We start from the raw sequence: 20,771 nt of genomic DNA, 5'->3' as shown, positions 1-20,771 counted from the left end.
GGATCGGCGGACTCCTTCGTCCAGGTCATCGTTTAGGTACCCGATCCATGTTTGAAGATAATAATCAGAAACGTCCCCTCTACATCCCCTATGCCGGTCCGGCCCTGCTGGAGACCCCGCTGCTCAACAAGGGCAGCGCCTTCACCAGCGAAGAGCGCAGCAACTTCAACCTCGAAGGTTTGCTGCCCCAGAATATCGAGACCATCGAAGAGCAGGCCGAGCGGGCCTACCGTCAGTTCATGGCGTTCGGCAACGACATGGACAAGCACATCTACCTGCGCAACATCCAGGACACCAACGAGACGCTGTTCTACCGGCTGCTGACCAACCACCTGACCGAGATGCTGCCGGTCATCTACACCCCGACCGTCGGCAAGGCGTGCGAGGAGTTCTCCAACATCTATCGCCGCGCCCGCGGCCTCTTCATCTCCTATCCGGACAAGGACAGGATCGATGACATGCTGCAAAACGCCACCAAGCAGAACGTCAAGGTGATCGTGGTCACCGACGGTGAGCGGATCCTGGGTCTCGGCGATCAGGGCATCGGCGGCATGGGCATTCCCATCGGCAAGCTGTCGCTCTACACCGCCTGTGGTGGCATCTCGCCTGCCTACTGCCTGCCGGTGGTGCTGGACGTGGGTACCAACAACCAGCAGCTGCTGAATGACCCCTTCTACATGGGCTGGCGCAATCCGCGCATCTCGGGCGAAGAGTATGCCGAGTTCGTCGACGCCTTCATCCAGGCGGTCAAGCGCCGCTGGCCCGACATCCTGCTGCAGTTCGAGGACTTCGCCCAGAACAACGCCATGCCGCTGCTCAACCGCTACAAGAACGAGCTCTGCTGCTTCAACGACGACATTCAGGGTACCGCCGCCGTGACGCTGGGCAGCCTCATCGCCGCCTGCAAGGCCTCCGGCGCCAAGCTCTCCGAGAAGCGGGTCGCCTTCCTCGGCGCGGGCAGCGCCGGTTGCGGTATCGCCGAGCAGATCGTGGCGCAGATGAAAGCCGAGGGGCTGACCGATGCCCAGGCCCGCAGCCGGGTCTTCATGGTGGACCGGTTTGGCCTCATCACCGACAAGATCCCCAACCAGCTCGACTTCCAGCGCCGCCTCTCCCAGCCGGTGGAGCGCATCGCCGATTGGCCGGTGGGGGACAACATCTCCCTGCTGGAGGTGATGGAACACGGTCGCCCGGACATCCTGATCGGGGTCTCCGGCCAGCCGGGGCTGTTCACCGAAGAGGTGGTCAAGACCATGCACAAGCACTGTGCCCGCCCCATCATCTTCCCGCTCTCCAACCCCACCTCCCGGGTCGAGGCGACACCGGCAGACCTCATCCGCTGGACCGACGGCCAGGCGCTGGTGGCCACCGGCAGCCCGTTTGCACCGGTGGAGTACAAGGGCAAGCGCTACGTCATCGCCCAGTGCAACAACTCCTTCATCTTCCCGGGGATCGGCCTTGGCGTGATCGCCGCCGGCGCCACCCGGGTGACCGACGCCATGCTGATGTCGGCCAGCCGTGCGCTGGCGGAGTGCTCACCGCTGGTGAAGGGGGAGGAGGGCTCCTTGCTGCCGGATCTGGCGGACATTCATCAGGTTTCCCGCTACATCGCCAAGATGGTGGCCAAGACTGCCATGCTGCAGGGCAAGGCGGTGCAGACCCCGGACGAGGTGATCGATCAATCCATCGAGGCCAACTTCTGGCGCCCCGAGTATCGTCGCTATCGCCGTACCTCCTTCTGATTTCGGCGGGAAGGCACAAAGCAAAAGGGATGCCTCGGCATCCCTTTTTTGTGCATCGCGTTGTGGGTGGGCTTGCTCACCACCTGTTGTTATCTGCACCTCTTCACACGTCTGGCGCTGTGCTCTCTTCGTAGCTGGAATTACTGCTCGGCCGGGGCAGCGGCTGCCTCGGGGGCACCCTGAGTGCCGGTGACCCTGACTTCTACCCGGCGATCCGGTGCCAGGCAGTCGATGAGGGCGGCCCTGGCCTTGATGGCATCACACTGGCTGCCGGTAACCGGGTTGCTCTCGCCATTGCCCTGGATGCTCACCTTGTCGGCGGGCAGCCCCTTGCCGATCAGGAAGTTGGCGACCGTGCTGGCGCGGGCCTCCGACAGCGCCTGGTTGTTGGCATCCGACCCGATGCGGTCGGTGTAGCCCATCACCACGGCGTTGCCATCCTTGGGCTTGACGTCGGCTATCTGCTGATAGAGCGACTCCAGCGCCTGCATCCCCTCCGGTTTCAGCTCCGCCTTGCCGAACGCAAACAGCACGTCCGAACTCAGGTTGAAGGTCTGATCCACCGGTTCGGGAGCGGGTGGTGGCGGGGGAACGACCATGGGGGCTGGGGCCGGCTCGACTGGTTTGCTGCGGTTGGGGTGGATCACCAGCTCCAGGGTGGCGGTGCTGATGTCGCTGACCCAGCGCTGGGTGCCGCTGCCCACCTTGTCATTGTCGGGATCGTCGCCGACCCGGACCATGTAGCGGTAGCGGGCCTGGATGTCGACCCAGTCGTGCAGCTTGGCGGTGAGGCCGAGGCCGGCCAGCGGCGCCAGGTTGTTGTCGCCGCCGTTGATGGACTTGACGTGGTAGACATAACCGCCGCCCTCGGCGAAAACCGAGAAGATATTCCCCAGTGGCAACCGACCAATCACCGACAGGGTGGCGCCCTGGCTGCTGAAGTCGTTGCCCTGTACGTCCCAGTCTCCGGTGGACAGGTAGCCGAGCTCAGCCCCCAGATTCTCGGTGAAGTTGTAGCCGCCGAACAGGGAGAGCGCGGTGGCGTCCTTGCTCGCATCCTTGCCAAAGTCACCCAGATCGTGAGCGATGGCCCAGCCACCTCCCACCCCGGCGTACCAGTCGTTGTCCGGCGCCGCCTGTGCGCCCGTGGCTGCCAGTGCCAATGCAATCCAAACAGGTTTTACTCTTATGTTCATCGCGTATCCTCGTCGATGTCTGGTGTAGTAGGGCGCAAGCCCTGTTGTGTACAACCACCACTATTTATAGGCGATGCAGGGTTTTTAACCACTTAGGTGGTATCGAGGATGGCAATGAGCGGGATCTGCGGGTCAGCCGAGGTACTCAGGGTGAGCGCCAGGCAATAAAAAAGGAGGCCAGATGGCCTCCTTTTCGGTCACCAAGGTGACTTACTGGGTGACTTGCTGTACGCCGGTGACGCGCACTTCTACGCGACGATCCGGGGCCAGGCAGGCGATCAGCTGGGCCTTGGCCTTGATGCCGTTGCACTGGGTGCCGGTGACCGGGTTGGCTTCGCCACGACCTTCGATGGCTACCTTGCCGGCAGGCAGACCCTTGCCGACCAGGAAGTCGGCCACGGTGCGAGCACGGGCTTCAGACAGCTTCAGGTTGTAGGCGTCGGAGCCGATGCGGTCGGTGTAACCAACGACCACGGCGCTGCCATCTTTCGGCTGTACGTCGACGATCTGTTGATACAGGGTGTTCAGGGCGGCAACGCCTTCCGGTTTCAGGGTGGATTTGCCGAAGGCAAACAGCACGTCTGAGCTCAGGGCGAAGTTCTTGTCGACCACGACTGGCTCAGGAACCGGCTCGGGAGCCGGTGCCGCTACCGGTGCCACGTAAGTGGAGCGGTTCGGGTGCATCACCAGTTCCAGGGTGGCCACGCTCATGTTGGTTTCCCAGGTCTTCTGCTCGTCACCCAGGTTCCACATGTAGCGGTAACGGGCTTGCAGATCGATCAGGTCAGAGAGCTTGGCGGTGACGCCCAGACCGGCCAGCGGCGCGGTGCCGTTGTCGCTGCTGCCGTTGCCGTTGACGTGGTTGAAGTAGGCGCCGCCTTCTGCAAACACGGAGAAGATGTCGCCGAGCGGCAGACGAGCCAGACCGGACAGGGTTGCGCCCTGGGTCTTGAAGTCAACGCCATCGACGCCACCCTTGCCGGCGTAGAGATAACCCAGCTCGGCGCCGAAGTTATCGTTGAAGTTGTAGCCGCCAAACAGGGAGAGCGCGGTGGCATCCTTGTCGGCATCTTTGCCAAAGTCGTTCAGGTCGTGGCCATAAGCCCAACCAGCACCGATACCTGTGTACCAGTCGTTGGCAGCCTGAGCGGTGGAAGTCCCCATGGCCGCGATGGCCAGAGCAATCAGGGCGGGTGCCATTTTCATTTTCATCGTTTTATCCTCGTTGAGTTTGCCGTGCTAGGGCGTACTGCGCACTCTTCAGTTATACCGGTCACAAGTGACAATTCAGCTGCGACCGCCATGGTGAACCACGGTTGGCCTGAATGAAAAAAGAGATGGTTCCTGGATACTCACGAAGCCTTGGCTCCATGGACAACTAACCGGGCCGGAAGCACTTTTAATAGTTCATCCAATGCCTTACAAGCGGGGTTACTGTATTCTTTTGACTCGCGTTGATCAAGTTTCTGTACAGATATCCAGCGCTGGCGCGGCTCTGCACGGGGTGCTAGAAAACTGGCGGAGGGAAACGATTTGACAGAAAGTGACGCGCGTTGCTGTGTTTTTGGTCAGCTGGCGGCGATGAGACAAACAAAAGGGGATGCCGTGGCATCCCCTTTTCGCATCATCTGAACGGAGTCAGATTACTTCTGAACTTCTTGTACGCCGGATACGCGAACTTCAACGCGACGGTCCGGAGCCAGGCAGGAGATCAGCTGAGCTTTGGCTTTCACGCCGTTGCACTTGGTGCCGGTAACCGGGTTGGCTTCGCCACGACCTTCAACAGCAACCTTGCTGGCGGCCATGCCTTTGCTGACCAGGAAGTTGGCAACAGTGCGAGCGCGGGCTTCGGACAGCTTCTGGTTGTAAGCGTCGGAACCGATGCGGTCGGTGTAACCAACGACAACAGCGTTGCCATCTTTCGGCTGGAATTCAACGATTTGCTGGTACAGACCGTTCAGGGCAGCAACGCCTTCCGGCTTCAGGCTGTCTTTGCCAAAGGCAAACAGCACGTCGGAGTTCAGGGCGAAGTTCTTCTCGACAACCTGCGGAGCCGGAGCCGGAGCTTCTTCAACAACCGGGGCCGGAGCCGGGGCTACGTAGGAAGTGCGGAACGGGTGGTATACGGCTTCCAGGGTCGCAACGCTCTGGTTGGACTTGTAGCGTACGTCGTCCGGGGCATCGCCTGCGTGCAGGTCAGCCACGTCCCACATGTAGCGGTAACGAGCTTGCAGATCCAGCGCGTCGTTAACCTTGTAGGTCACGCCCAGGCCGGCCAGCGGGGATACTTTGGTGTCGCTGGTGCCCAGACCGTCGGTGTGAGCCCAGTAGGCGCCGCCTTCAGCGAAGGCAGAGAAGTCGCCGCCCAGCGGCAGACGAGCGATACCGGACAGGGTGGCACCCTGGTTCTCGTAACGCAGACCGTCGGTGTTGCCGCGGCCAGCGTACTGGTAGCCGAACTCGGTACCGAAGTTTTCGGTGAAGTTGTAACCGACGAAGGCGTTGGCAGCAGCAGCGTCTTCAGTACCAGCGTAACCGCCACCACCGATCTTGTTCAGACCGTTGAAGTGGGCAGCACCGGCACCGGCACCGAAGTAGATGTCGTCAGCGGCGTGAGCTGCAGTTGCACCCATGGCAGCCATGGCGATGGCGATCAGGGAAGGAGCCATTTTCATCATAAAAAAATCCTCGTTGAGATGGCACGTTGTTCACGTGCTTCGCACTTTTTAATTTATGTAAGCTGCAGGCTCTGCCGAACAACAGCGTTGAGTCTGGCAGGGATCCCGGATCCATCCGGGAGGCACACATTCCTGGTGCACAAGCGAGCGGGTGGCAGCGTAAGCAATGCCTTCAACCCTTCACGAACAGCCGATGTCATTCCGATGACGTGGCGCACTCTATGCCGATTTCAAAACATGATCAAGCTCACACATAATCCATATGGCAAATTGTGTCGTGTGGATAACTGGCTGTTTATCCAAATTAATTAGTGATCCAAATAGGCTCGGTGCAGTCTCTTCTCGAGTTTCATATAGGCCTGAACCCAGTCAGATTGCGCCATGGCGGGAAATTCCCTCGCCTGGAACACGGCCAGGTAATCGGCCTCGGTTGCTTCGCACAGTAAGGGTGTAAAACTGCACAAAAAATGACGGGCCAGGTAGGGATCGAGTGGCCAGATGTTGAGGATGGCCCGTGCCACAGGCTGTACCGCAGCTGAACAGCAGAAATGCAGGTGACCTGCTTCGAGCCAGTCGGCCATCTCGGCCAGCCCGTTGGCGGGGACCAGGCCGCCATCGCCCGGCTCTTTGGCCAGCGCCAGATGCTGGCCATTACCAAGCAGCAGGGTTCCATCTTCCTGCATGATGCCGTCGTGACTGCGCAATGGCAGCCCGGTTGCGGGCCGCTCAAGAAACAGGCTGCTCTTGTCATCGAGCGCAGCCAAAACTGCTGCCGCCTGATCGTGCAGCGCGGCGGGCAACCAGAAAGCCTCGGCACGAGTCTGCTGGCCTTGCTGCAGTTGACGAGCGAGTTCTGCGGGGGTGGTGACAGGGTGTAAACAGGAGATTATGCCGGGAAGCGCCATGAGTTCTTACTCTTAAGGGATAGCCGGCGAATTATACGAGTTATTCCTGTGGCAACAATAAAGGTTTCTTTTCGAGACTGTTTACCTGAGGCGGTTGAGCGATTACCATCCCCGATGTTTGCAAGGGTTGTCGTCGAAAGACGCTGATTAAAGATAGAGGCTCGACCATAACGAGTCCGTTCAAAACTGATACACTTGACTACGAGTCGTCGCGAAAAATAAAGGTGGAGTCAATCCGCCGTACGGAGTATGGAACACATGAATTCAAATATCGTAACTGTTGGCAAGAAGATCCGTCAGATCCGTGAAGCGGTCGGCCTGAGCCGTCCCAAGTTTGCAGATCTGCTGGGCGTTCCCCCGACCACCCTGAAGAACTACGAACTGGGTTATCGTGAAGTTGGTGGCGCCTTCCTGGTGGCACTGGCTCATCACCCGGAACTGCACAAGTTCACCCTCTGGCTGCTGGCTGACAAAAAAGTCGCCGAAATCGGTCAGATCGGCCCGGACGATATTGCCAAGGCTTGATTTGATTGAGCTTTGACAAAAATGCCGCCATCGAGGCGGCATTTTTTTATCCATCAAATAACCCACGAAATTAATTAAATTTGGCTAATTGTGCTCTCACCAAGGCTTTTCACGAAAATACCTTGGCAAGCCGGATTAATCCTCAGAAAATTCTGACCGCTAAAATTAGCGGTATCCCTCGCATGATGCGCACAGTGAGACAAGCATGAGTCAAATCACCCCCAAGGCCAGAGATGGCTTTACCAGCAAATTCGGCGTCCTTGCCGCCACCCTGGGCTCAGCCGTCGGGCTGGGAAATATCTGGAAGTTTCCCTACCTGACGGGCGAAAACGGCGGCGCCGGTTTCCTGCTGGTCTATGTCATCGCGACGCTGCTGGTCGGTCTGCCGGTGATGATCTCCGAGATCATGCTGGGGCGCAAAGGCAAGTCCGATGCCGTCACCACCCTCAGCAAGCTGGCCCCCAAGGGGCAGCCCTGGTGGTTGATTGCGGCCATGGGTGTATTGGCTGCCTTCCTTATCATGTCTTTCTATTCCGAAGTGGCAGCCTGGGTCTTTGCCTACATCTTCAAGGCCGTTGACGGCTCCATCCTGTCGACCGATCCCAAGGTGACCGGGGCGGCCTTCGGGGCGCTGATAAGCGACCCGTTGCAGAGCCTGCTCTGGCAGTGGCTGGTGCTGGCCCTGATGGGCGGCATCCTGCTGATGGGGGTTTCCAAGGGGATCGAGGCGGTCACCAAGAAGCTGATGCCGGTGCTCTTCATCCTGCTGCTCATTATCGGCATCCGCAGTCTGACTTTGCCGGGGGCGAGCCAGGGGCTGCATTTTCTGTTCTCACCGGATTTTTCCAAGATAACGGCCGGGGTGGTGCTGACCGCCATGGGGCTGGCCTTCTTCAAGCTCTCCATCGGCATGGGTTGCATGATGACCTATGGCAGCTACTTTCGGGATGATCAGAACATCCCGCTGACCACCTTCCGGGTGATGTGCGCCGACCTGTTCGTCTCCATGCTGGCCGGCATCGCCATCTTCCCGGCGGTATTCGCCTTCGGTTTTGAACCCACCGCCGGTCCCTCTTTGCTGTTCATCACCATTCCGGCGGTCTTTGCCAGCATTCCGTTCGGCCACCTGTTCATGGTGCTGTTCTTCGTGCTTTCCGCCATCGCCGCCACCGGCGCCATGCTCTCGATTCTGGAAGTGCCGGTCTCGGTGGTGTCAGAGCGATTTCGCATGAGCCGCCCCAAGGCGACCCTGCTGAACTTGCTGGTGCTGGGGGCGGTGGGGTCGACCTGCGCGCTCTCCAACAGCTCGCTGGCGGACGTTCATATCGCCGGCAAGACTTTCTTCGACTTGTTCGATTTCGTCTCCTCCAACGTATTGATGCCCCTTGGCGGCATCTTCCTCTGCCTGTTCGTGGGCTGGGTGTGGGGCTTCGAGCGGATGAAGGAGGCGCTGACCAACGGCGGCGAGCTGGAGCTGACGATCCTCAAGCCGCTGTTCTTCATCATCCGTTACGTGTCGCCGCTGCTGATCCTGATCGTGATGCTCAAAGGGTTGGGGCTGTTCTAGCCAGCAGTGCTGGGGTCACAGTTCCCACAGCAAAAGAGCGCCGCAAGGCGCTCTTTTTGTTGGTAATGACGATCCGGTGAACCGTACTAGAGCACACCGAGGCGGCCGAGCTCATCCTTGAGCTGGTCGAGGTTGCGCTCGACGCAGGCCTCGCCCTCGTTGATGGCGTCGCTGGCGCGGTGGAAATCCATGATGGAGAAGCTGCCAAGGCGCGGGCAGAGCTGGATCTCGGGCGGGTCGCCGGCCATCCGGGCGCGGGTGATACGCTCCTGCATGATGTTGATGGAGCCGGTCATCACGCTCCACATGCCCGGCGTGTTGGGGCTGTCGCCCCGGTTGAACCACTGGCTGAAGCGGTTGCCGCCGCTCGGTTCATCCGGCTCGTCGGTCCAGGGCTGGTGCATGTCGGCGTTGAGGTTGACGGCGATCACCACCTCGGCCCCCATGGCGCGGGCCAGCGAGATGGGCACCGGATTGACCACGGCGCCGTCCACCAGCCAGCGATCCTCGACCCGGGTCGGGGTCAGGATGCCGGGCATGCCGCAGGAGGCGCGCACGCACTGGCGCAGCGGCCCCTGCTGCAGCCAGATCTCGCGGCCGGTGTCGAGCTCGGTGGCGACGCAGGCAAAGGGCAGCGGCAGCGTTTCGATGGCGGGATCACCGAGGTGGTTGGCGGCGATGCCGAACACCTTCTCGCCACGAAACAGGCCGCCGGAGAGGGCCGGGTCGAGCAGGCTGACCACCTGCAAGCGGCTGAAGCCGCGTACCCAGCTCTCCAATTTATCCAGTTCACCGGCGGCATAGGCGGCGCCGACAAAGCTGCCGATGGAGCATCCCGCCACCAGATCTGGTTTGACGCCGAGCCGCTCCAGCGCCCGTATGATGCCGATGTGCGCCCATCCACGGGCCGCGCCGCTGCCAAGAGCCAGTCCCACACGGGGTTTTCGTGCCACTTTGTCTCTCCAGGAGTGAGTGAGAAAGCCAGCTTACCCGCAGTTGCCGGCGCCGTCATCCTGCCAGCGTTCGCTGCGATTGCGACCGTTGGCCTTGGCCTGGTAAAGCGCCACGTCGGCCCGCCGAATGGCCTCCTGCAGCTGGGTATCGGTGGTGCTGTGGTGGTAACCCAGACTGACGGTCACCGCCAGGGCCGGTGCCAGCTCCTGCCAGGGGTGGCGGGCGATGCGCAGACGCAGCTGTTCGGCCAGCTGGTCGAGTGGTTCGCCCCCTTTGGCCGCCAGCAGCAGAAACTCCTCGCCGCCCCAGCGGATCAGGGCGTCTTCCCGGCGCAGATGCTGCTGGCACAGGCGCACCAGCTGGATCAGCACCTGATCGCCCACCTCGTGACCAAAGCGGTCGTTGACCTGCTTGAAGTGATCGCAGTCGAACATGATCACCCCGAGGCTGCCCCCGCGCTGCTGATGGCGGCGCTCGAACTCGTCGAAGTAGTGGCGGTTGAAGGCGCCGGTCAGGGCATCGTGGCGAGAGAGATAGTCCAGCTGTCGGTTCAGGCGGCGGGACTTGAGATTGGCAAGCACGGCCCAGGCCATGAAGAACAGGGCGATCAGGGTCGGGGCGGACTGGCAGAGCAGGGCCCACAGCAGGGAGGACAGGGGGATGCGGTGGAGCAGGGTGAGCTCGGTGTCAGGAATGGCGTACTGGAACTGAAATGCCCCCTGCTGCCAGCGGTAGCCATCCCGAGCCGTTGACGGCTTTGGGACGAAGTCGACCTCCTGATTGCTGCTGGCGAGGATCTGCTGATGCTGGTTGACCAGAAACAGGGTACCGATACCTGGAGTGGATTCGCGCAGCAGCTGCTCCAGCCGGGAGAGCAGCACGTCGATGCTGATGACGCCCACCAGCACCTGATCCTTTACGATGGGCTGGGACAGGGTGATCATCTGCCCCGCGCCGGCAAAGTCCTCGTAGGGGCGCGAGACGGTGGCGTGCAGGCTCTTCTCCTTCTGTTTCAGGGCATCCTGCCAGTAGGACTTGAGATAGATGTTGCGCCGAAAGTGAAACTGGCTGGCGGGAACCCAGGGGTAGAGATAGACGAAGTCATCGACCCCGGTGAAGTAGAGCCAGCCGACCTTGTCTCCCAGCAGCTTGCTGGCGGTGGAGAGCAGGGGGGAGAGGCTCAGCGCCAGGTGCAGCCTGGCGGCACGTGGGCTGCCGGGGGCCGGCAGCGGCCCCAGCCCGGTCAGGTTGCCGCTCAGGCCTTTGGGCAGGTTGGCGGGCACCCGATCCAGCGCAAAACCCTGGTCACCATTCTCCCGCAGGGCGCCGTAGAGCTGCTGGGTGAGGGCGGCTTGCGGGTTGCTGCGCAGCCGCTCTTCTGCCTGACCGCGCATCGCCTCGAGAAAGGTTTCCATCTGCTGAAACTGGGATTTCAGACGGGAGGCGGTGCTGAGGGTGTCGCTCTGATAATGGTCGGTGACCTGGGTCAGGGTCAGCTTGAGAGTGATGGCCAGCAGCAGGGCGACGAAGGCGCAGAGCAGCCATTGCAGGCGATAGGTAACAAAATGAGATCTGGGTGCAGGCATAGGTGCTGGGCGGGATCCGGACAGGTTCGGTGCATCAGTGTAGGGCAGAATCCTTGCGAACGTCTCCGCCTGCAACGATTTTGGTGATATTCCGCCGCTCCTGTTACGTTTTGTCACATTTATACATAGTCACGGCATAGTCAGGGGGTAACATGGTGACCATCATTGATGAAGTGCCCTCTTTTCTCTTAATTTCATGGATTGCTTGATGAAAATGCGTATATGGCTGGTGCTTGCCTGCCTCTCTCTGCTGATTTCCGCCGGCTGGTATTACCGCCACTCCGCCCCTGCCGGCAAACCCCAGCCACGTCAGGTCAACATCAGGGCGCAGACGGTCAGCCAGAGCTTGGCCGAGCCCTCCATCAAGCTGGTGAGCAAGCTGGCCGCCAACCGCTCCGTGGTGATAAGCCCGGAGGTAACCGGCCGCATCGTCAAGATTGCGGTGCGCTCCGGCCAGCAGGTCAAGCAGGGGGACGTGCTGATCGCCCTCGACGCCGGCAAGCAGCAGGCGGAGCTGGCCGAGCAGAGTGCCAGCGTGCGCGACGAGAGCCGCAAGCTGCGGGACATGCGCCGGCTGGTGGCGCGCGGCGCCATCACCACCTCCGAGCTGGAAGGGCAGGAGGCCACGGTCGCCCAGGCCCAGGCCCGCGCCGATGCCGCCAAGTACGAGCTCTCCTTGCGCACCCTGCTGGCGCCGTTCGACGGTTCGGTCAGCCTCATCGACCTGAGCGAAGGGGCCCTGGTCAACAGCGGCGATACCCTGCTCCACCTGGACGAGCTGGCCAAGCTGCGGCTCGATCTGGCGGTGCCCGAGCGCTACCTCTCGCTGCTGCGCCCCGGCATGGCGGTGACGGCGACCAGTTCGGCCTGGCCGGATCAATCTTTCCGCGGCGTGCTTGAGACGCTGGACAGCCGCGTCTCCAACGATACCCAGAACATCAAGGCGCGGGTGATCATCCCCAATCCCGACGGCCAGCTGCGCCCCGGCATGCTGCTCAACGTCGAACTCTCATTGCCGCCACAGAAGATGACCCTGATCCCCGCCCAGTCGGTGGAGTATGCCGGCGAGCAGCGCTTCGTCTATCGTCTCGAACCCAATGGCAAGGTCAAGCGGGTGCCGGTGGTGCTGGGGGACACCCATGGCGAAGAGGTATGGGTGACCGAGGGGCTCAAGGTGGGCGATCGCATCGTGGTCGAGGGGCTGGTCAACCTGCGTGACGGCGTCAGCGTGCACGATCTGGCGGAGGTCAAAGGCTGATGTGGCTCTCCGATATTTCCGTGCGCCGCCCGCTGGTGGCGATGGTGCTGAGCGCGCTGCTCACCGTGTTCGGTCTGGTGGCGTTTTCCAAGCTGACGGTGCGGGAGATGCCGGACGTGCAGACGCCGTCCGTCTCCATCACCACCATGTATGAGGGGGCCGCCCCCGCCGTCATGGAGAGCCAGGTCACCAAGCCCATCGAGGATCAGCTCTCCGGCATCAGCGGCATCAAGAACATCAACTCGGTGACCCGCAAGGGACGCTCGGTCATCACGGTGGAGTTCAAACTCGGCTGGAACATGGTGGAGGGGATCTCCGATGTGCGCGATGCCATCTCCCGCGCCCGCCCCAAGCTGCCGGACGAGGTGGATGAACCCCTGGTCACCAAGGACAACGGCAACGGCGACGTGGCGGTCTGGCTCAACTTCAGCAGCACCCAGATGGACCGCACCGCCATGACCGACTATGCCAACCGGGTGTTGGTGGATCCCCTGAGCCTGGTGGACGGGGTGAGCGAGGTGTCGCTCTCCGGCGATCTGACCCAGGTGATGTACGTACGGCTGCGCCCAGCCGACATGGCGGCGCGCGGCGTCACGGTGGCGGATGTGCAGGACGCCCTCAAGCGCGAGAACATCGAGCTGCCGGGCGGCGAGATCCGCAACAACAGCATGACCATGGCGGTGCAGATTGCCCGGCTCTATCACACCGCCGCCGATTTCCAGGCACTGCAGGTGCGCACTGCCACCAACGGCCAGAGCATCTATCTGGCCGACATCGCCGATGTGGAGGTGGGGGCCAAGAACGAAGACAGCGCCTACCAGCGCAACGGCCGCGAGAGCTTGGGGATAGGCATCGTCGCCCAGTCCACCGCCAACCCGCTGGCGGTGGCGCAGGGGGTCGAGAAGAAGATGGCCGAGATGCAGCGCTTCCTGCCGGAGGGGGCAACGCTGGAGGTTGACTACGACTCCACCATCTTCATCAAGCAGGCCATCGACGAGGTGTACGAAACGCTCGCCATCTGCGCCGTGCTGGTGGTGGCCGTGCTCTACCTGTTCTTGGGACAGGGACGCACCACTCTCATTCCGGCCATCACGGTGCCGGTCTCCCTTATCTCCGCCTTTATCGGTGCCTGGTATCTGGGCTTTTCCATCAACCTCATCACCTTGCTGGCGCTCATTCTCGCCATCGGTCTGGTAGTGGATGACGCCATCGTGGTGGTGGAGAACATTCACCACCATCTGCAGCGCGGCGAACCGCCCCTGCTGGCCGCCTGGCACGGCACCCGCGAGGTGGGCTTTGCGGTGATCGCCACCACCGCCGTGCTGGTGATGGTGTTCGTGCCCATCGCCTTCATGGATGGCATGGTGGGCCGGCTCTTTACCGAGTTTGCCATCCTGCTGTCGCTGGCGGTGCTCTTCTCGTCGCTGATCGCGCTCACCCTGACCCCGGCCATGGGCTCCTGGCTGATGCGCTCGGTGGATCGGCCCAACCGGCTGACGGCGGCGCTCGATCGCGGCCTCGGTTGGGTGGAGACCCACTACCGCCGGCTGCTCGGCTGGATGCTGCACCACTCGCGCTGGACCCCGCTGGTGCTGCTGCTCTGCCTGGGCGGCATCGGCGCCCTGTTTGCCCAGCTGCCCACCAGCCTGACCCCGACCGAGGATCGGGGCGTGCTCTACGTGTTCGTCAAGGGGGCTGAGGGCACCAGCATCGAGCGGATGAAGCGCAACATGCAGCAGGTGGAGGCGGCCATCATGCCGCTGCTCGGCAAGGGGGTGGTGCAGGCCATGAGCTTCAGCACCCCGGCCTTCGGCCGTGGCGGCGATCAGACCGGCATGGCCATCATCCAGCTCACCGACTGGGCCGAGCGGGATGAAACCGCCACCGAGTTCGCCAAGTCCCTGAGCGGGCGGCTGGCCGGTATTCCGGACGTGATGATCCGCACCTTCCAGCCGGGCTTTCGCGGCGGCTCCACCGCGTCGGTGCAGTTCGTACTGCAGGGCTCCGATTACGCCGAGCTCTATCAGCAGGGGCTGGCCCTGAAAGAGGCGGCAGCCCAGAGCGGTCTGATGGAGACGCCGGATCTCGACTATGCCGAGAAGACCCCGGAGCTGCAGGTGACCATAGAGCGGGATCGGGCCAATCAGCTCGGCATCCCGGTCTCCACCGTTGCGAGCTCCCTGCAGGCCCTGCTCGGCGGCATCAGCCAGACCACCTATGTAGACAGAGGGGAGGAGTACGACGTCTACCTGCGCGCCAACCAGCGCGACTTCAACGGCGTCTCCGACTTGAGCCGCATCTACCTCAAGGCGGCCAACGGCGAGATGGTGACCCTCTCGACCCTGGCCACCGTCAAGCAGGTGGCGAGCCCGCAGCGCCTCAACCACTACCAGCGTCAGAAGGCGGTGACCCTGACCGCGGATCTGGCGCCGGGTCACACCCTGGGCGAGGCGCTGGATTACCTGGACGGCTGGGCCAGCGCCAACCTGCCGAGCGGCATGACGGTGGATTATGCCGGCGAGTCCAAGGACTATCGCGACAACCAGGGCGAGATGGTGATGGTGTTCGCTCTGGCCTTGCTGGTGGTCTATCTGGTGCTGGTGGCCCAGTTCGAGAGCATGCTGACCCCGGCGGTGGTGATGGTGACGGTGCCGCTCGGCATCTTCGGCGGTCTGCTCGGCCTCTGGCTGACGGGGCAGGAGATGAGCATCTACAGCCAGATCGGCATGATCATGCTGATCGGCATGGTGACCAAGAACGGCATCCTGATCGTCGAGTTCATCAACCAGTTGCGCCAGCGCGGCGAGGGGTTCGACGAGGCGATCATCGCAGGCTCGGTGCGTCGCTTGCGCCCGATCCTGATGACCTCGCTCACCGCCATCATAGGGGCCGTGCCGCTGATGCTCTCCATGGGAGCGGGCTACGAGAGCCGGATGTCGGTGGGGACCGTGGTTTTCTTCGGCCTCTCCTTGGCGACTCTGGTGACCCTGCTGCTGGTGCCCGCCATCTACCATCTGCTGGCCAAACGGGCCGGCATGACCGGGGCGCGGGATCAACAGGTGGACGAGGCGCTGGCGGCCAGCGAGGCCGCCTCGCAGCAGGACAAACCGGCGGCCTGATGCCTACACCCATATAGGTGAAAAGCACTGCAAGCTGATGGCATCCTCGGGTAAGCGGGTTAATATATAGCCAGTTTAACGTTGAGGTGAGCTATGTTGCCATCAGCCATTTATGAACCGCTGCCCTTTGCCTACATGGGCAGCGGTTTGCTGTTGTTGGGGATTGCCGATCAGCCGGGGCTGTTGCTGGCCGGGTTGGCATTCTATCTGGCCGGTTCGCTGGCCTGGTTTCGACGTGGCGCCTATCGCCGGCCCGACAAGCAGCAGTTGCGAAAGCAGGGCTGGCCGCTGTGGCTCTACGAGAGCAGGCCGTTCGCGCTGATCCTGCTGGGCCTGCTGATGCTGCGCCTGGCCACCCACCCGGTGTTCCTGGCGCCCGCCCTGGTCTGGTGCCTGCTGGGCGGCTATCAGTTGCTGCAGCGCCACTACAACCGCATCGTGCTGGCCCGCGTCCTGGCCTGAGCCGACAATTGACCTGCACTTTTCAGGCGAGCCCCGCTGGCTCGCCTTTTCCGCATCTATCGTAGGGGCAAAAAGCCGTCGCCCCCGCCTTGCTCTGCCGGTATAATGCGCGACCCGAATTGTTCCAGGTGGTCAAAATGCAGCCGGTTACCAACCTCTTCTCCTATCCCCGTTACTGGGCCGAGTGCTACGGCACGGCGCCCTTCCTGCCCATGTCCCGCGCGGAGATGGACAAGCTTGGCTGGGACAGCTGCGACATCGTGCTGGTGACAGGCGACGCCTACGTGGATCACCCGAGCTTCGGCATGGCGGTCATTGGCCGCATGCTCGAATCCCAGGGATTTCGGGTCGGCATCATCGCCCAGCCAGACTGGTCATCGAAAGATGACTTCATGCGCCTTGGCAAGCCCAACCTCTTCTACGGGGTGACGGCGGGCAACATGGACTCCATGATCAACCGCTACACCGCCGACAAGAAGCTGCGCCACGACGACGCCTACACCCCGGGGGATGTGGGCGGCAAGCGGCCGGACCGCGCCACCCTGGTCTATACCCAGCGCTGCAAAGAGGCCTATAAAGAGGTCCCGGTGGTCATCGGCGGTATCGAGGCATCCCTGCGCCGCATCGCCCACTACGACTACTGGTCCGAGACCATCCGTCGCTCCATCCTGATCGATGCCAAGGCCGACATCCTCATCTACGGCAACGCCGAGCGGCCGCTGATCGAGGTGGCTCACCGCATCGCAGGCGGCGAGACCATCGATACCATGCAGGACATTCGCGGCACCGCGGTGATCCGCAAGGAGCCGCTGCCGGGCTGGCGCGGGGTGGATTCGAGCAAGCTCGACCAGATTGGCCGCATCGATCCCATCCCCAACCCCTATATGGAAGGGGCGCCCTGCGCGGACGATGAAGGTACCGCTCCGGCTGCGCAGGAGGCCAAGCCCATCCTGGTGCAACCGCCCAAGCAAAAACCGTGGGAGCAAACCTACGTCAAGCTGCCGGCGTTCGAGCGGGTGAAGGAAGACAAGGTGCTCTACGCCCACGCGTCGCGCATCCTGCACCACGAGACCAACCCGGGTTGCGCCCGCGCCCTCTCTCAGGCCCACGGCGATCGCATCATCTGGGTCAACCCGCCCGCCTTCCCGCTCGAAACCGACGAGATGGACGGGGTGTTCGGCCTGCCTTACCAGCGGGTGCCGCACCCGGCCTATGGCAACGAGAAGATCCCGGCCTACGACATGATCAAGACCTCGGTCAACATCATGCGCGGCTGCTTCGGCGGCTGCTCCTTCTGCTCCATCACCGAGCACGAAGGGCGAATCATCCAGAGCCGCTCGGAAGAGTCGATCTTGAAAGAAATCGAAGAGATCCGCGACAAGGTGCCGGGCTTCACCGGCGTCATCTCGGATCTGGGCGGCCCCACCGCCAACATGTACAAGTTGCGCTGCAAGAGCCCCAAGGCCGAGCAGACTTGTCGGCGCGCCTCCTGCGTCTGGCCGACCATCTGCCCGCACATGGACACCGACCACAGCCCGACCATCAACCTCTATCGCAAGGCGCGTGACCTCAAGGGCATCAAGAAGATCCTGATCGCCTCCGGGGTGCGTTACGACATCGCGGTGGAAGATCCGCGCTACATCAAGGAGCTGGCCAAGTACCACGTCGGCGGCTACCTCAAGATCGCGCCGGAACACACCGAAGAGGGCCCGCTCTCCAAGATGATGAAGCCGGGCATGGGCAGCTACTACAGCTTCAAGGAGCTGTTCGACAAGTACTCCAAAGAGGCGGGCAAGCAGCAGTACCTGATCCCCTACTTCATCTCCGCCCACCCGGGCACCACGGATGAAGACATGGTGAACATGGCGCTCTGGATCAAGTCCAACCGCTTCAAGCTCGATCAGGTGCAAAACTTCTACCCGTCGCCGCTCGCCAATGCCACCACCATGTATTACACCGAGAAAAACCCGCTCAACAAGGTGAGCCGCCAGGGCGGGGACGTGTTCGTAGTGAAAGGGGAGCGTCGCCGTCGCCTGCACAAGGCGCTGCTGCGCTATCACGATCCGGCCGGCTGGCCGATGATCCGCGAAGCCCTGCTGGAGATGGGCAAGGGCCACTTGATCGGTAACGGTCCCGACTGCCTGGTACCGCCGGAAGGCCGTGGCGAAGCCAAGGCCGAGCGCAGTCGCAGCAAGGGCCTGAAACCTGCGTTGACCCGCCACAGTGCCATCACTCACCAGCGCAGCAACGGGTCGGGCAACAAGGCCACCCGCAGCGAGGCCGGTGCAGCCAATGCCTCGGCGGCCAGCCGAAACGGCGGCAAGGCTGGCAATGGCAAACCGGTGGGTTCTCAGCTCCAGAAAGGCTCGGGCAACGGCAAGTCTGCCGCACAGGGTGGTGGGCAGGGTGCCGCTCAGGGTAAGCCGGCTGGCAAATCCGCTCACAAGGGCAAGACCCCGACCCGCGCCGGCTCTGCCAAGCCTGGCGCTAAACCTGCCATTCAAGGCGGCAAGCCCGCGGCAAAAGGGAATGGTGCCAAGCGACCGGCGCGGTGAGTTTCCTGACTGTAAAGCGATAGAAATAAAAAGGCGACCATCTGGTCGCCTTTTTATTTCTTTACAGATAGTGAAAGGGAGGCCAGTTTACCGTAACGACTCACAGTATGAGTCGGTGAAGCAGATGCAAACAGACTTGGACAGCTACCTTGGGCACTACAACACTCTGCGGATACATGTGGGCAAGATTATGGAGGAAGAGATATCTTACAGGATGTTTAAAAAGGGTCTGAAATTGATACCGAAGGAAGTGTGCTCTTAAATAAAGGGTGTAAACAAGACACCGGTTTGAGACCGGTGTCAGATGAAAATTGTATCTGTACAGCCAATATAATTAGTGCACACATATTAATAATAAAAAACAAATATTTTGAGCTAAGGTCATATGATGAAATGTCAAGCTGCTCTATAGCTTTCAGTGACAGTACTGTTTTCCAGCATGTTCCTGAAAGTTGTCATAAGCCCTAAAACCTCATCTGCCATTTCGGAGAAATCATCCAACCCGATTTCAATCTCTTGCCCATGGGCAATATGATTCCTTCTGCTTACTAACTTCTGGTCTATTAGTTTCTCTTTTGATTCAAATAAAGCATAGTCGAACCCTAAACACCAAAGTATTTCTTTGAGTACTGTGGTTGAAAGATTTGACTGTGTATCCACAACGTTTTTTACTGGTATACGTGCCCGGCTGTTCTGATTAAATAGAATGTATTTCGTCACTTCATCAAAAGCTGAATATTTTTTCGAATCATGCGCACTATCTATTCTTCCTTTTACAATCAATGTAACAAAGTTGCTCCTTAATTCACTAATACAATGTCTCTGCGAAGAGACATATTCAAGAAAATACGTTCCCGTTTTTTTTACAAACCCCTCCCAGTGTGCATACATCAGTGACACCCCCGCACGACAAAGCACTTTTTTTTGTAGCGCAGAGGCTTTATCTGTTTGAATGAGATTTTTCATCTCGTTTATTTCCCTCAACCTCCAAATGTAATCACCAGCTATTTTATCAATAAGTTCCTCTTTGGTTCTTATCATTTTTTAAATACCTCCCTCCCTAATGGAATAAGGTGAGGGAGACGTCTTGTAGCTGTCATTCCAGAGCCAGACCAATCGGTAAACTCTTTATTTTCCCAAAGACTTGATACTCTACGCTCGATATCATCATCATAGCTATCATTTGAAATGTTATAGGCGAGACCATATGATACAACTTCGTATTGAGAGACAAGAAAACCACCTGAGAATTTTTGTTTGTTTATATTAAATCGTTTGAAGGCATTGTCAGCACAAGTGTCTGAAAGAATAGTAAATGTTTGCCGGAACAATCTACCCCATAGTGCAGTATCAAAATCTTTATCTGTGCATATATCTCGCATTTTCTCTGTAATAAATACACCAACATCACCCATGGACTCCAAGTCTCTAGGATCGATCAAAGAAAATATAACAAACCTTAAAACCAATTCAATGTTATAGGCTTCATTGATTGTTCTGTCACTCAGCGCAGTGCACTCTACAAATTTATCGAAGCTTGCTAACTCTACCAACCAGAAATAAAACTCTTTATTTAGCATTACCAAAATGCAATTTCTTACTTCTTGCGCACTAAGTCTTGATCCTCCCGTGTTTAGACGTTGGAATAAGTCATATTTTGCAGTCTCATCACTCTCTTTGAGTATTATGCTCACATTGAGTTTTGAACGTTTAATTGTAAGCCTCAGGTTTTGCCCAATAGAATTTGGATCTTCATCACCTATATGCTCTTCTCCTTCCCATTTTTTACCCTCCAAGCTTGGCAAGTATTTTGTACCGGATAAGACTAATGGAGGAATCTTCTTACCATCCTCATCTTTCAACTGACCAATAAATTGATAAATAGTAGAAAGTCTCTGTAAGCCATCTACTACATCCCAAACACCATCAGTTCTTTGGCTTACAAATATTGGAGGGACAGGGATTCCCAATAGGATGGATTCGATAAGGTTTGTTTTTTGAGCTTCAGACCATCTATATATTCTTTGAAACTCCGGATGAATATCCACCTCTCCATTCTCATATAATGATAACCATTCACCAATAGATATAGAGTAACCATCTGTACGAATTTCTTTTCTTCTTTCATTTACTTCATCAATTAATGACATATATGCGCACCTTAGATTTTATACATAAATTTGACTGGCTCACCATGTGGTATATTACACAAGTAATAATTACA

Annotated in this window: 15 protein-coding genes and 1 pseudogene; 8 read left to right on the top strand and 8 right to left on the bottom strand. The window is 59.6% G+C overall.

The window, feature by feature from the left end:
* Positions 1-47 precede the first annotated feature (47 nt).
* Positions 48-1,742: an NAD-dependent malic enzyme gene (locus PG900_RS07835; protein WP_011705191.1), complete on the top strand. Its 1,695-nt coding sequence runs from the start codon at positions 48-50 to the stop codon at positions 1,740-1,742.
* A gap of 140 nt (positions 1,743-1,882) precedes the next feature.
* Here the strand turns inward: PG900_RS07835 and PG900_RS07830 are convergent, their stop codons facing one another.
* The 4 genes from PG900_RS07830 to PG900_RS07815 all read right to left on the bottom strand — a co-directional run bounded on the left by PG900_RS07830 (position 1,883) and on the right by PG900_RS07815 (position 6,521).
* Positions 1,883-2,938, bottom strand: coding sequence for an OmpA family protein (locus PG900_RS07830; protein ID WP_270799370.1), 1,056 nt, complete (start codon positions 2,936-2,938; stop codon positions 1,883-1,885).
* Between the two features lie 210 nt (positions 2,939-3,148).
* Positions 3,149-4,150: a porin OmpA gene (gene ompA, locus PG900_RS07825; RefSeq protein ID WP_016349943.1), complete on the bottom strand. Its 1,002-nt coding sequence runs from the start codon at positions 4,148-4,150 to the stop codon at positions 3,149-3,151.
* A gap of 431 nt (positions 4,151-4,581) precedes the next feature.
* Positions 4,582-5,616 (bottom strand): OmpA family protein, encoded by a 1,035-nt coding sequence (locus PG900_RS07820; RefSeq protein ID WP_011705194.1) that lies wholly within the window; start codon positions 5,614-5,616, stop codon positions 4,582-4,584.
* Between the two features lie 308 nt (positions 5,617-5,924).
* Positions 5,925-6,521, bottom strand: coding sequence for a hypothetical protein (locus PG900_RS07815; protein WP_270831225.1), 597 nt, complete (start codon positions 6,519-6,521; stop codon positions 5,925-5,927).
* Between the two features lie 258 nt (positions 6,522-6,779).
* On the opposite strand from PG900_RS07815, the gene PG900_RS07810 reads away from it, so the two are divergent.
* Positions 6,780-7,046 (top strand): helix-turn-helix domain-containing protein, encoded by a 267-nt coding sequence (locus PG900_RS07810; RefSeq protein WP_005298604.1) that lies wholly within the window; start codon positions 6,780-6,782, stop codon positions 7,044-7,046.
* A gap of 205 nt (positions 7,047-7,251) precedes the next feature.
* Positions 7,252-8,613, top strand: a complete 1,362-nt coding sequence (locus tag PG900_RS07805; protein ID WP_201886625.1) for a sodium-dependent transporter — start codon at positions 7,252-7,254, stop codon at positions 8,611-8,613.
* An 86-nt stretch (positions 8,614-8,699) separates the two neighbouring features.
* Here PG900_RS07805 and PG900_RS07800 read toward each other — a convergent pair whose 3' ends face one another.
* Positions 8,700-9,566, bottom strand: coding sequence for a patatin-like phospholipase family protein (locus PG900_RS07800; RefSeq protein WP_011705198.1), 867 nt, complete (start codon positions 9,564-9,566; stop codon positions 8,700-8,702).
* Between the two features lie 33 nt (positions 9,567-9,599).
* Positions 9,600-11,153: a sensor domain-containing diguanylate cyclase gene (locus tag PG900_RS07795; protein ID WP_270831223.1), complete on the bottom strand. Its 1,554-nt coding sequence runs from the start codon at positions 11,151-11,153 to the stop codon at positions 9,600-9,602.
* 208 nt (positions 11,154-11,361) lie between these two features.
* Here PG900_RS07795 and PG900_RS07790 point away from each other — a divergent pair, with 208 nt between their 5' ends.
* The 5 genes and pseudogenes from PG900_RS07790 to PG900_RS07770 all read left to right on the top strand — a co-directional run.
* On the top strand, positions 11,362-12,411 hold the full coding sequence (locus PG900_RS07790; RefSeq protein WP_024944721.1) for an efflux RND transporter periplasmic adaptor subunit: 1,050 nt from the start codon (positions 11,362-11,364) through the stop codon (positions 12,409-12,411).
* Positions 12,411-15,530: an efflux RND transporter permease subunit gene (locus tag PG900_RS07785; protein ID WP_270831222.1), complete on the top strand. Its 3,120-nt coding sequence runs from the start codon at positions 12,411-12,413 to the stop codon at positions 15,528-15,530. The genes PG900_RS07790 and PG900_RS07785 overlap by 1 nt, the downstream gene beginning before the upstream one ends.
* A gap of 93 nt (positions 15,531-15,623) precedes the next feature.
* Positions 15,624-15,992 (top strand): hypothetical protein, encoded by a 369-nt coding sequence (locus PG900_RS07780; RefSeq protein WP_011705202.1) that lies wholly within the window; start codon positions 15,624-15,626, stop codon positions 15,990-15,992.
* Positions 15,993-16,129: 137 nt separating this feature from the next.
* Positions 16,130-18,547: a YgiQ family radical SAM protein gene (locus PG900_RS07775; protein ID WP_270831221.1), complete on the top strand. Its 2,418-nt coding sequence runs from the start codon at positions 16,130-16,132 to the stop codon at positions 18,545-18,547.
* 70 nt (positions 18,548-18,617) lie between these two features.
* Positions 18,618-18,809 (top strand): annotated as a pseudogene (locus tag PG900_RS07770) (IS481 family transposase); the annotation flags it as partial.
* A 134-nt stretch (positions 18,810-18,943) separates the two neighbouring features.
* On the opposite strand, the gene PG900_RS07765 reads toward PG900_RS07770, so the two are convergent.
* Positions 18,944-19,588, bottom strand: a complete 645-nt coding sequence (locus tag PG900_RS07765) for an MAE_28990/MAE_18760 family HEPN-like nuclease (protein ID WP_270831220.1) — start codon at positions 19,586-19,588, stop codon at positions 18,944-18,946.
* Positions 19,585-20,697, bottom strand: a complete 1,113-nt coding sequence (locus PG900_RS07760) for a DUF262 domain-containing protein (protein ID WP_270831219.1) — start codon at positions 20,695-20,697, stop codon at positions 19,585-19,587. Before PG900_RS07760 ends, PG900_RS07765 begins: the two co-directional genes overlap by 4 nt.
* Positions 20,698-20,771 lie beyond the last annotated feature (74 nt).

The sequence above is a fragment of the Aeromonas sp. QDB03 genome, from assembly GCF_027707985.1.
GTDB lineage: Bacteria > Pseudomonadota > Gammaproteobacteria > Enterobacterales > Aeromonadaceae > Aeromonas > Aeromonas hydrophila.
Note: the sequence above shows the minus strand (reverse complement) of the source record. Positions and strands in the feature narration are given on the sequence as shown.